General features: G+C 58.8%; 11 protein-coding genes. 2 read left to right on the top strand and 9 right to left on the bottom strand.

All coding sequences use genetic code 11. From position 1 onward, the window contains the following. Positions 1-16: 16 nt before the first annotated feature. The 7 genes from hflX to EYC82_RS16660 all read right to left on the bottom strand — a co-directional run bounded on the left by hflX (position 17) and on the right by EYC82_RS16660 (position 7,907). On the bottom strand, positions 17-1,288 hold the full coding sequence (hflX, locus tag EYC82_RS16690; RefSeq protein WP_279250766.1) for a ribosome rescue GTPase HflX: 1,272 nt from the start codon (positions 1,286-1,288) through the stop codon (positions 17-19). A 66-nt stretch (positions 1,289-1,354) separates the two neighbouring features. Further along, the gene (gene hfq, locus EYC82_RS16685; RefSeq protein ID WP_279250765.1) at positions 1,355-1,606 is read right to left on the bottom strand and encodes an RNA chaperone Hfq; all 252 of its coding nucleotides are present in this window, start codon (positions 1,604-1,606) and stop codon (positions 1,355-1,357) included. A 157-nt stretch (positions 1,607-1,763) separates the two neighbouring features. Continuing rightward, positions 1,764-2,753, bottom strand: a complete 990-nt coding sequence (miaA, locus tag EYC82_RS16680; protein ID WP_279250764.1) for a tRNA (adenosine(37)-N6)-dimethylallyltransferase MiaA — start codon at positions 2,751-2,753, stop codon at positions 1,764-1,766. A gap of 7 nt (positions 2,754-2,760) precedes the next feature. Further along, a complete protein-coding gene (gene mutL, locus EYC82_RS16675; protein WP_279250763.1) occupies positions 2,761-4,599 on the bottom strand; it encodes a DNA mismatch repair endonuclease MutL in 1,839 nt (612 codons plus the stop codon). 12 nt (positions 4,600-4,611) lie between these two features. Next, complete coding sequence (locus tag EYC82_RS16670; RefSeq protein ID WP_279250762.1) at positions 4,612-5,913, bottom strand: N-acetylmuramoyl-L-alanine amidase; 1,302 nt, start codon at positions 5,911-5,913, stop codon at positions 4,612-4,614. 42 nt (positions 5,914-5,955) lie between these two features. Beyond that, positions 5,956-6,429, bottom strand: coding sequence for a tRNA (adenosine(37)-N6)-threonylcarbamoyltransferase complex ATPase subunit type 1 TsaE (tsaE, locus tag EYC82_RS16665; protein WP_279250761.1), 474 nt, complete (start codon positions 6,427-6,429; stop codon positions 5,956-5,958). Beyond that, the gene (locus EYC82_RS16660; protein WP_279250760.1) at positions 6,429-7,907 is read right to left on the bottom strand and encodes an NAD(P)H-hydrate dehydratase; all 1,479 of its coding nucleotides are present in this window, start codon (positions 7,905-7,907) and stop codon (positions 6,429-6,431) included. The genes tsaE and EYC82_RS16660 overlap by 1 nt, the downstream gene beginning before the upstream one ends. A 210-nt stretch (positions 7,908-8,117) precedes the next feature. Between EYC82_RS16660 and queG the strand changes: the two genes are divergently transcribed. Further along, positions 8,118-9,194 (top strand): tRNA epoxyqueuosine(34) reductase QueG, encoded by a 1,077-nt coding sequence (gene queG, locus EYC82_RS16655; RefSeq protein ID WP_279250759.1) that lies wholly within the window; start codon positions 8,118-8,120, stop codon positions 9,192-9,194. Here the strand turns inward: queG and orn are convergent. Beyond that, on the bottom strand, positions 9,181-9,726 hold the full coding sequence (orn, locus tag EYC82_RS16650) for an oligoribonuclease (protein WP_279250758.1): 546 nt from the start codon (positions 9,724-9,726) through the stop codon (positions 9,181-9,183). The two genes, queG and orn, sit on opposite strands and share 14 nt — an antisense overlap. Before the next feature lie 85 nt (positions 9,727-9,811). Between orn and rsgA the strand changes: the two genes are divergently transcribed. Continuing rightward, on the top strand, positions 9,812-10,831 hold the full coding sequence (rsgA, locus tag EYC82_RS16645; RefSeq protein ID WP_279250757.1) for a small ribosomal subunit biogenesis GTPase RsgA: 1,020 nt from the start codon (positions 9,812-9,814) through the stop codon (positions 10,829-10,831). Between the two features lie 12 nt (positions 10,832-10,843). On the opposite strand, the gene asd is transcribed toward rsgA, so the two are convergent. After that, positions 10,844-11,692, bottom strand: a complete 849-nt coding sequence (asd, locus tag EYC82_RS16640; protein WP_279250756.1) for an archaetidylserine decarboxylase — start codon at positions 11,690-11,692, stop codon at positions 10,844-10,846. Positions 11,693-11,712: the final 20 nt, after the last annotated feature.

Here is an 11,712-nt window from a genome sequence, read left to right as displayed (position 1 = left end):
GCGATACAAGGACGCATTAATAAATAGGCTCCGGGCCTTTTTTCATCAGGCGGTTCCAGTCCGCACGCGGCAGTCGCACCTTGAGATGGGCGACTCCGTCCTCGCCGTACTGCTCCGTCTGCACCGCGCCAAGGCTATAAAATGCCGAGCGTAAATCCCCCTGACCCGGATCGAGGGAGACATCCTCCGACACCATATCGCGGCCTACCAATTCGGCAATCGCCTGCATCAGAAGTTCAACCCCCTCGCCGGTGACTGCACTCAGCCAGACCCGCAGTGGTCGACCATCAGAATCACGATCGAGGCGCGGTGGCTGCTGCAGCAGATCCAGCTTGTTAAACACCTGTAACTGCGGAATATCCTGCGCGCCAATCTCCGCGAGTACGTCCTGCACCTCGCCCATATTTCGCTCTTTTTCCGCGTCTGATGCGTCGACCACATGGATCAGTATCTGGGCACTCAGAGTTTCCTCCAGAGTCGCCTTGAACGCCTCGACCAGATTGTGCGGCAGATGAGCGATAAAGCCCACTGTATCAGCCAATACTATTGGACCGACGCTCTCCACAGATACCCGTCGCAGCGTGGGATCAAGGGTCGCAAACAGCTGGTCCGCTACATATACACTCGATGCCGTCACGCGATTGAACAGCGTCGATTTGCCCGCGTTGGTATAACCGACCAGTGACACCGTTGGAATTTCCGCCCGCAGACGGGACCGTCGCCCCTGATTCCGCTGCTTGCGCACTTTTTCCAGCCGCGCCGAAATAGAGCGAATGCGTGCGCGCAGCAGGCGACGATCCGTTTCCAACTGCGTTTCCCCGGGACCCCTGAGCCCGATCCCGCCTTTTTGTCGCTCCAGGTGGGTCCAGCCTCGCACCAAGCGGGTCGTCATATGTTGCAGCTGCGCCAACTCCACCTGCAGCTTACCCTCATGCGTTCGAGCGCGCTGGGCGAAAATATCGAGTATCAAGCCCGTGCGGTCCAGTACACGACACTTGAGTTCGGTTTCCAGGTTTCTCTCCTGACTGGGACTCAGGGCATGATTGAACATGACGATTTCAGCACCGTGTGCATCGACTTCCCGCGCAATCTCATCGAGCTTACCCGACCCCACGAACGTGCGGGGATCCGGGGCCCTGCGTGAGCCCATGATATAGGCGGTGGGATCCCCGCCCGCTGAGATCACGAGCTCCTCGAATTCACGCGGGTCTTCACGCTGAGACTCACTATCGAGATTTAGATGAACGAGTACCGCTTTTTCACCCGAACTGGGGCGTTCAAAAAACAATGCTACCTCGTGACAACACGTCGGATGGCTGCGACACCCTGCTCAGGACCCACGGCCCCGCAGCAGCTAGCTGCCGGCTTCTTCATCATCCGGCGCATTCTGCAACGGCACGCGCACTACCCGCGAGGGCACGACGGTCGATATAGCGTGCTTATAGACCATCTGGCTAACGGTATTCTTGAGCAGCACAACAAACTGGTCAAAGGACTCAATTTGACCCTGCAATTTGATGCCATTGACCAGATAAATAGAAACCGGCACTCGTTCCTTGCGCAGGATGTTCAGGTAAGGGTCTTGTAGCGTATGCCCTTTTGACATAACAATCTCCTAATTTGACAAGGCTCAAACTCGAGCCAAAAAGCTTTATAAAATAACGTCTTACCACGTCCTGCAACAAGCAGATGTGGTCTGAACCTGAATTTCAGGCCGTCCATTATAATGTATTTACAACAATCTGATAGTAGGCGAGTCCGAGTTATGCTCGAACATCGCCAATGGCCTGCAATGCATGCGCCAGCGGCGTGCACGGCACCCCTGCATCACCGGATACAAATTGGTCACTTTGCGCGACGTTACCTGCATGATCGGTTAATATCCACTCAATTTCCGGCCATTTTCTGAGCCACGTCAATTGTCTTTTAGCCAGCTGCCGTGTCGCTGCGACTGCCCTGTCACGCGCTTCTTCGAGCGTGCAGAGTCCATCCAGGTACTGCCAGACCTGTCGATAACCCACCGCCCTGACGGCGGGCAAGTCTGGATGCAAGTCACCCCTCGCCTGCAGTTGACGCACCTCCTGCACCAGCCCCGCATCCAACATAAGGCTGAAACGCTGCTCGATACGGCGATGCAGTTGCGCTCGGTCCGCCGGGCAGATCGCCAACTGGATTACCCGATAAAGCTCACGGATGGCGCCTCCGCCTCCCTGGCTGCCCTGGGCATGGAAGGCCGACAACGTAGTCCCTGTCGCTCGGTAAACCTCCAGCGCCCGACTCAGACGCTGCGAATGCCGCGGGTGAATACGCGCCGCTGCTGCCGGATCTACCGCCGCGAGTTGCCGGTGCATATGCGGCCAGCCCTGTGCCGCGGCCTCCCGCTCGATTTGTGCACGGATCACCGGGTCCGCCTCGGGCATATCGGCGAGACCCTCCAAAAAGGCTTTAAAATACAGCATTGTTCCCCCTACCAGCAGGGGGGTGCGGCCACGGGCAACGATCTCTGCCACCCGGATTCTCGCATCCTCGGAAAACCGCGCCGCTGAATAGGCCTCAGTGGGGTCACAGATATCCACCAGATGATGCGGATAATCCGGTTTGGCGCTACCTATATCCAAGCCGCGATAGACCAGCGCGGAGTCGACGCTGACCAATTCACAATCCAACTCAGCCGCAAGAGCGATCGCCAACTCTGTCTTACCGGAGGCGGTGGGGCCCATCAAGCAGACCAGCGCGGGTTTGGCGGACGTCATTCGGGCCTCAGCGACCACGCAGGAACAGCTTGTCCAGCTCCTCGAGGCCCAGCTGAACCCAGGTCGGGCGCCCGTGATTACACTGCCCGGAACGCTCGGTCTCTTCCATGTCGCGCAACAACGCGTTCATCTCCGGCACAGTTAAGCGCCGGTTGGCCCGGACAGAGCCATGACAAGCCATCGTCGACAGAATTTCATCCATGTGAGCCTCGATACGCTCTGAGCTGCCGTATTCCACGAGGTCAGCCAGCACATCACGCAATAGCATTTCGAGGTCAGAATCTCTTAGCAACGCAGGCACCGAGCGAATCACCAGGCTCTCCTCTCCACCCGTCTCAACCAGCATACCCAGGTTGCGGAACAGCGCCGCATGCGTCTCAGCCACACTGACTTCCCGCTGACTGACGGCGATCGACTGCGGCACCAGCAAGGGCTGGCTTCTAACACCCTCTGCATCGCGGGACGTTTTAAGACCCTCGTAGGTAATGCGCTCGTGGGCAGCGTGCATATCTACCAGCACCAGGCCAAGGGCATTTTCCGAGAGAATATAAATGCCCTTTAACTGCGCCAGTGCATAACCCAGCGGCGGTATCTCAGCGTCCTCCGGAACCGGGGAGTTTGAGCCGTAAAGCCTGGCATAGCCCTGCAACTGCTCAGTCACTCGTGCCGGGCCCACAGCCATAGGGGCGCGTCCGCCCGACATCGCGCTACCTGCCCGCGATACATCCCAGGACAGCGCGCCCTGAGCGCGTATCTCGCCCGTAGCGGTATCGACCGCCATACCGTCAACCGCCACTGGCGTGTGAGCAGTGCCATCGGCCAGAGCCGGCTCATTGCCGGGCCGCAGATCCGCCAGAGCACGATGCAAAGTAGAAAACAGGAAATTGTGCACTGCGCGGCCGTCACGGAAGCGCACCTCATGTTTTGTGGGATGCACGTTCACGTCCACGAGGGCGGGATCGAGCTCGAGGTATAGCACGAACGCAGGATGGCGACCGTGGTAAAGCACATCCCGGTAAGCCTGTTTAATCGCATGAGCCACCAACTTGTCACGCACAATGCGCCCGTTCACAAAGAAATACTGCAGGTCCGCCTGGCTGCGGGAGAACGTAGGCAACCCGACCCAGCCCGTGAGCCGATAGGGGGAGGCATCAGATTCGATGACAACCGCCTGCTCCATGAAGGCGGGACCGCACACCGAGGCGACACGGCGCCCCTGCTCGACGAGCGTCGTCGCCGCTTTCAGGCTGTGCACTGCCTTGCCGTTATGCCGCAGGTTGAAGGCTACGTCGAAGCGGGAGAGGGCGAGACGCTTGATCACCTCTTCCAGGTGCCCGAACTCCGTCTTTTCCGTGCGCAGGAATTTGCGCCGCGCAGGCGTATTGAAAAACAGGTCTCGCACCTCTACGGTCGTGCCCCGGGGGTGCGCCGCAGGCTTGATCTGCACCTCCATTTCTCGCCCCTCACAGACAGCACTGCAGCCCTCACTGCCATCCTCGGCGTTATTGCTGGTAAGCACCAGGCGCGACACAGAACCGATACTGGCCAGCGCCTCTCCGCGAAAGCCCAGGCTGCCCACTTCCTCGAGGTCCTCCAGAGAAGTGATCTTGCTGGTGGCGTGCCGCGCCAACGCCAGAGTCATGTCCTCGGAGGGTATGCCAATGCCGTCATCGCGGATGCGAATCAGGCGGGCACCGCCCGACTCAACCTCCACCTCTACTCTACTCGCAGCCGCGTCCAGACTGTTCTCCAGCAATTCCTTGGCCACGGACGCCGGGCGCTCTACCACCTCGCCGGCGGCGATCTGGTTGGCCAGTCTGGAACTGAGCAAACGGATTCGAGACATGTAAACTTGGGATCAACTCTTGGGTATGGTGAGCTTTTGCCCCACCCTTATCTTGGTACTGCTGATGTCGTTATAACTCATCAGGTCAGTCAGGGGCACACGAAAGCGACTCGCGATGCCGGAGAGTGTATCACCCCTCGCTATAATGTACTCTTGGCCGCCTTGCTGTTTCTGCCAGGCAAGCAACGTGCCCGACGGGGGATGGGCGAGAAACCAGCTCTTGATGCCCCGGTGAATCGCCGCAGCCATTTTCCTTTGGTAGCTGCGGCTCGCCAGTTTACGTGATTCGTCGGGGTTGGAGATAAACCCCGTTTCCACCAGAATAGAGGGAATGTCTGCCGACTTGAGCACAGCAAATCCGGCCTGTTCTACCTTTTTTTTGTGCAATCGAGCGACGCTGTCCATGCTCTGCAGCACACGGTCTCCGAGGTTGAGGCTGGTATCCAGTGTCGACGTCATGGACAGGTCCGCCAGCACGCCAGCCAGCACGTCGTCTTTGTCTGACAGGCTGACCCCCCCGACCAGATCGGCCGCATTCTCCCGCTGCGCGAGGTACCGAGCGGCGGTACTGGTTGCACCGGTAGTGGACAGGGCATACACAGAGGCACCGTGGGCCGAGGGCCGCCGGAACGCATCAGCATGGATGGAAACAAACAGATCTGCCTGGCGCTTGCGCGCGAGTTCCCTGCGCCCCTTGAGACTAACGTAATAATCGCCGCTGCGAACGAGCGTAGGGCGAAAACCTGTGTCCGACTCCAGCAAGGCGAATAATTCCCGGGAGATAGCCAGCACAATGTCCTTTTCGCGAACCCGGGAGGGGCCGATCGCGCCCGGGTCCTCTCCTCCGTGTCCAGCATCAATCGCAATTATGAGGTCGCGCTTCCCGGCAGCATCTACCTGCTTCTTGACCTCAACAGGCCGCGCCTGCTTGTCGTAAAGGTCAAGCACAAGGCGGTCGCCAGCCTGTTCATTGGCGCGGAGGTCAAAACTGCGAGGGTCGACCTCAGCATTGACCTCGAGCACAACACGCAAATCATCACCATCGCGTATGCCCGAGCGAATGGCGGTCACCGGCGTTTTTTCCAGGTTCAGTTTGGTCAAGTCAGCACCCAAAGTGGCCTCGCGAAGGTCTATCACGATGCGTCGCGGATTGGATAGCACCATCAGTGAATGCTCGGTCGCGCCACTGAGATCAAAAACAATACGCGTGTGGTCAGGTGCTCGCCACAAGCGCACATCGTGCACCTCTACCGCCCACACGGAAGGGCAAACCAGCAAAAAAAGGGCCACCCAGATCCAACACGCCCTGCCCATAACACTCCCGCTGACCCATTACTGTTTTTATAGACCCGACATCTACCCGTCGGGCTGCGCTCGCAGCCGCGCCATTACTCGCTCACCTCGCTCGGACCTGGCGTCATAACCCACGCGACGCCCCGGTTCGTCGCGATCAATGGTAATCACTAAATCTGCCGAGGGCAAAGCGCCTTCACCCCGCTCGGGCCATTCCACCAGGCAAACGGAAAAATCACCAAAATAATCCCGGATACCAATAAATTCGAGCTCCTCCGGATCGACCAACCGGTAGAGGTCGAAATGGAAAACCTGATACGCCTGCAGCTCGTAAGGCTCGACCAAGGTATAGGTGGGACTCTTTACCGCACCGCAATGGCCAAGTTGCTGGATGAATCCGCGACTGAACGTTGTCTTGCCCATGCCCAGACCGCCCTGCAGGTAAACAACCAGCCCGCGCTCCGCGGCACGCGCCAATGCAGCACCACTCGCTACCAGAGCAGGTTCGTCAACGGCCGTCTGCGCAAAGGCTGTCATCAGCCCAGCAAAGCCCGGAGGCGCGGCAGTAAGTCCGTTGCCAGCAGCCCTCGCTGACCCTCCTCGGCCGCGACATCTGCAGCGGCACCGTGCAGACAGGTGCCGAGTGCGGCCGCCTCAATCGCGGTGAGACCCTGCGCCCATAATGAACCAATGACACCGCTTAACACGTCCCCCATACCGCCGCTTGCCATACCAGGATTACCGTAGTCGCTCAACAGCGTCTGTTCGCGATCAGCAATGAGGCTGCCATTGCCCTTTAACACGACCGTGGCCGCATAGCGCGCCTGCAGCTCCTCTACCGCGGCAAACCGATCAGCCTGAACGACGGCAGCAGTCGTGCCAAGCAGGCGGGCCGCCTCGCCCGGATGCGGCGTCATGATCCGCGGCCCTGCCCCGGAATCTTCAACCACTCCCTTGGCCCGCATAGTCAACGCATCGGCATCCAGCAAGACCGGCTTGCCACTCGCCAGCGACCTGTGCAGTAACTGCCTCGACCAGGCAGCGTCGCCAAGACCGGGGCCAACCACCAGCACGTCAGCCGCCTCCAGCAGGAGCGCAAATTCTTCATCAGAAGAGACACCGCGGGACATGGCCTCTGGAGCGCGAGCCACTAGCGCCGCAACATGTTCGGGACGCGTCGCTACGCTCACCAAACCCGCGCCACATCGCAATGCGGCCTCAGCAGCCATCGCGGCCGCACCCGCCATGCCATAGTCACCGCCCACAACCAGCACCGCACCGCAGTGGCCTTTGTGGGTGGTTAACGACCGCGGCGGCAGTTGCTCCAGCAGCGCGGCGAGATCCAGTCTTGCGCAGTTGCCGCCCGTCGATTCGTAAACGCTGGCGGGCACTTCCAGGTCGGCAAACTGGACCGCGCCGGTATATTCCGGCGCCTCGCATGTGAACAAACCGCGTTTCATGCCAATAAACGTTACCGTCAAATCCGCTCTCACTGCGTCGTCGAGCACTTTGCCTGTGTCACTGCAAATACCCGAAGGAATATCGATCGCCAGTGCCGGCAAGTTGCTGCTGTTGATGCTGGAGATAACCGCCGGATACTCACCTCGCAAAGCGCCTGCCAGGCCGGTCCCGAGCATGGCATCCACGAGTACACCGTCGATGGGCATTTCATATCCGTCAAAGGAGCAAACCGGCACACCGTTGGCCATCGCCTGCTCCCGCGCCATCAGGGCATCGCCGGTTATTTTGCCGCTATCACCCAACTGCACCACTGTGGCACTGATACCACGTTTGTGCGCGAGGTCGGCTAAAAGGTAGCCGTCGCCGCCGTTGTTACCCGTACCACAGAATACCGTTATGGCATCGGTTGCAGGCCACAGTTCGAGCAAATAACGAAAGGCCACGGCGGCAGCACGGGCCATTAGTGTCACGCCAGCGATACCGTGCTCATGGATGGCACATTGATCGAGGGCGCGAGTTTGTGCAGCGGTATACAGCGCTTCAGTTCCCAACATATTCCAGTCCGCGATTGATAATGGCCGGCCATTTCACGCCGTACCTCTGCAGCTAGGATAACAGGCCTTATTCTGGTGAACATCCACTGCTCTGCGCAAGGAGCATAAGATCGGCAAACGTTTCATTCACCTGCGCCCGAATTAAGCAGCGCAGAGTGAGATAGGTTCTGTCAAACTAGTGCTCAGAGACAAACCACGGGGCGATGTGAATTGCAGAAAACGCCAACAGAACAGGAGCTGCAGGCACTGTCGTCGGACATCAGGCGATGGGCCGGTGAACTGGGATTCCAGCAAACTGGCGTTACCCATGTGGAGCTGGGCGAGCACGAGCGCTACCTGCAGAAATGGCTGGACGCAGGCTTCCACGGTGATATGGACTACATGGCGCGCCACGGCAGCAAACGCGCCAGACCAGACGAACTCATTCCAGGCACACTGCGCGTAATCTCACTGCGAATGGATTATCTAACGGATGACACCAGAGCGCTTGACGTGCTGGAGTCACCGGAGTCCGGCTATATTTCACGCTACACTCTCGGGCGTGACTACCACAAGCTGATCCGCAAGCGGCTTGCCCAACTCGCCACGCGCATTGAGGAAGCAGCGGGAGGTGGCACCTACCGCGCCTTTGTCGATAGCGCGCCAGTGCTGGAACGTGCCATCGCCGAACAGGCCGGCCTTGGCTGGATCGCTAAAAATACAATGCTCATCAATAAGGACGCCGGCTCTTGGTTTTTCCTTGGGGAAATCTACACAGACCTGCCTCTGCCCATTGACACACCCCACAGCGAGAAGCATTGCGGCACGTGCACCACCTGCCTTGATATCTGCCCGACAAAGGCGTTTACAGGACCCTTCCAGCTGGACGCGCGCAAATGTATTTCCTATCTAACCATCGAACACAAAGGCAGCATCGATCCAGCGTTGCGACCCATGATGGGAAACCGGGTATTCGGTTGCGACGATTGCCAGCTGTGCTGCCCCTGGAATAAATTTGCACGCCATACTGATGAACCGGACTTTCGTCCGCGTCATGGCCTGTCGAATACAGAGCTCACGGCCTTGTTGCTATGGGATGAGGACACGTTCCTGGTAAAGACCGCCGGCTCTGCCATTCGCCGCATCGGCTATGAACGCTGGCTGCGCAATGTCGCGATAGCGCTGGGCAATGCGCCTTCTTCCGAGCGCGTCATACAGGCGCTGCGCCAACGGGAGCACCACGCTTCTTCCCTGGTCCGCGAGCACGTTGCCTGGGCACTCAATCAGCATGGCGTTACTCCAGCCTGAGGAAATGCTCCCGGTAGTAACGCATTTCGCTGATCGACTCACGAATATCGTCCAGCGCCAGATGGGCGGCGGACTTGGAAATACCTGACGCAAGCTCAGGCCGCCAGCGCATCATCAATATTTTCAGCGTGCTCACGTCAAGGTTGCGGTAATGGAAATAGGTCTCCAGTCCCGGCATGTGCCGCGCCATAAACCGCCTGTCCTGGCAGATTGAGTTGCCGCACATAGGAGACGCTCCCGCCGGAACCCATTGTTCCAGAAAGGCAACGGTGTCTCGCTCCGCGCGCGCCTCATCGATGTCACTGGCGCGCACACGCGCCACCAAGCCAGACTGGTTATGATGCCTTGTATTCCACTCGTCCATGCCATCCAGCCGGCTATCCGACTGATGCACCGCGATGACAGGTCCTTCCGCGAGGGTGTTCAACAAACTATCAGTGACGATGGTGGCGATTTCAATAACAACGTCGCCTTCCGGATCGAGGCCGGTCATTTCCATGTCAACCCAAATGAGATTATTGGCATCCTGCATACGATTCCCGTCCTGCCCGGTATGTGAGGCGCGCAGTGTAACAAATTGCCTCGACAGACCAAGACTGCCAACTAATAATGGGGAGATGAGTAAACGTAAACTGAGCCGCCAGCAGGCCTGGCGAGTAGAAAAAATCCAAGAGGAGCGCGCCAAACGCGCCGCGAGGCGTGACGAGGCCGCACAAGGTGCGCTGTCGGGCGGGGAACTCGGGCCCGAGCAGGACGGCCTGATCGTGGCCCATTACGGTACGCAGGTCGCGGTGGAGTCGATACCGGGCTCGAGTCGCCGCTGCCACCTGCGAGCCAATCTGGAAGGACTGGTTACCGGTGACAATGTAATCTGGCGTGAGGGGGATCCCTTCGGCGTCGTTGTGGCTCAGCGGGCACGAAGCAGCGAGCTTTGCCGGCCGGACTCCTACGGCAAACTGAAGCCAGTCGCTGCCAATATCGACAGGATTATGCTGGTCGTAGCGCCCTACCCCGAACCCCATGCCAATTTAATTGACCGTTACCTGGTTGCAGCAGACGCGGTCGGAATAGAGCCGGTAATCCTGCTGAACAAAGTCGACCTGCTTGCGCAGGATGCAGCCAGAGAGGAAAGTATTCACAGCATGCTCAGCGTCTACCGAGACCTGGGCTACCAAATCATTCACACCTCAGTCAAAACCGGAGGAACGGACGCTCTCCATTGCGCTCTGGAAGAACACACCAGCGTCTTCGTCGGGCAATCTGGTGTCGGCAAATCATCATTGGTGAATGCCTTGCTGCCGGGCGCGCAGATGCCGGTAGGACCACTGTCAGAAAATACGCAAAAGGGCACGCATACCACTACCACCGCACAATTGCTGCATCTGCAATGTGGCGGGTCACTGATAGACTCTCCTGGAGTACGCGAGTTCGGGCTGTGGCACATGACCCGAGAACAAGTAGAGCAGGGTTTCCGTGAATTTCAGCCACTCTTGGGGCACTGCAAGTTCCGCGACTGCCAGCACGAGGAAGAACCGGGCTGCGCGATCCTGCAATGCGTCGCTACGGGTGATATCGGCGAGCAGAGGCTGCAAAGTTATCGGCGCATCGTGGCCAGTCTGGAAGACAGTCGACAGTAATCCAGCTCAGGATCAGACCACTGCGCCCAAACTTTCCCCCACGCGCGTCATTACTCCGGGAGCATAGCGCTCATCAAACTCCATTACCCCTTCAGGGAACAGCAGAATCACCGTAGAGCCGAGGTAAAAGCGCCCCATTTCTTCACCTTTGGCCAGCGAGACCGCTGCAGGGGGATTCACATGATCCACCAACTGTCGGCGCCGTTGCGGCGGTGCTACACGACCCGACCAAACCGTTTCGATGCCTGCCACCACCATTGCACCGACCAGCACCATCGCCATGGGACCGAAGTCCGTATCAAAGTAGCAGACCAGGCGCTCGTTACGCGCAAACAGCCTCTCCACGTTGTCAGCGGTAACACCATTCACCGAGAACAACTGGCCAGGAACATAGCAACTCGCCGTTAACTGGCCCGCCACGGGCATATGTACGCGGTGGTAATCCCTTGGCGACAGGTAAATAGTCGCGAATCGGCCGCCGCGAAACGCTGCTCCACGGCTCGAATCTCCGCCCAGCAGATCGGTCACCGTATAATCACGACCCTTGGCCTGTAAAAGCCGCCCCTCGACAATGTCACCTATCTGGCTCACGGCCCCATCAGCAGGGCAAACAAGATCCGCGCTCGCCAGGGGTCTCACGCCCTCTCGCAGGGGGCGCGTGAAGAACTCGTTAAAACAGGAATAACGTCGGTACTCTGGCTCCTGCGCCTCTGACATATCCACATCAAAGGCGCGTATAAAACGATGGATAACAAAGTCTTTCAACCAGGCCGGATGACGCCACTCGGCCAGGGCACCGGTGAAGCGAGACAAGAGGTGTTGCGGCGCCAGCGCCTGAAACAAGATAAATAGTTTTTCCATGGCGCACAGTGTACCCGCAA

Source organism: Candidatus Marimicrobium litorale, assembly GCF_026262645.1.
GTDB lineage: Bacteria > Pseudomonadota > Gammaproteobacteria > Pseudomonadales > Halieaceae > Marimicrobium > Marimicrobium litorale.
Note: the sequence above shows the minus strand (reverse complement) of the source record. Positions and strands in the feature narration are given on the sequence as shown.